The organism is Tenacibaculum sp. AWR4_210, from assembly GCF_056160945.1.
On the sequence record NZ_JBSWYF010000048.1, the window covers coordinates 1 to 468 of the forward strand.

Here is a 468-nt window from a genome sequence, read left to right on the forward strand (position 1 = left end):
TAGCTCGTTATTTTTATAATCCAAACCGACTAACATCCTTCTAGATAATATCTCCTCGTATGAAATATTATCATAAAAAACCACTTTTGTTTTTCTATTCTTCTTTTTTAGTAGATAATAATTATTTTCAATCTTAAATAATGTAATACCTTTAATGGTATGATAAGGTAATTTTAACTCAGAAATTTTTAAATCATACTCTTGACCTTCATTCAATAAATATTCATTTAAAAATCTAACGGGTTCCTTATGACACCCAATATAATTAGAGTAATATAACCTGTAAGCTGAAATATTCTTATTTATAATTTTGACATTTATGGAATCAATTTTTTTACTCTGACCATAATTATAATTGATTCCTAAAAACAATAAAACTAAAAATACTCTCATAATTTTAAAAATGTGTTGGCTTCAAAGATTTTTTTCTATCACTGCTTGGCGTCATTTGTTCAAATTTATGTGCAG

The 468-nt window shown here is 24.6% G+C and carries 1 protein-coding gene; it reads right to left on the reverse strand.

What is annotated here, in order from left to right; all coding sequences use genetic code 11:
• A partial coding sequence (locus ACXAG7_RS19960; protein ID WP_476667924.1) for a hypothetical protein occupies positions 1-393 on the reverse strand: 393 nt, incomplete at its 3' end.
• Positions 394-468 lie beyond the last annotated feature (75 nt).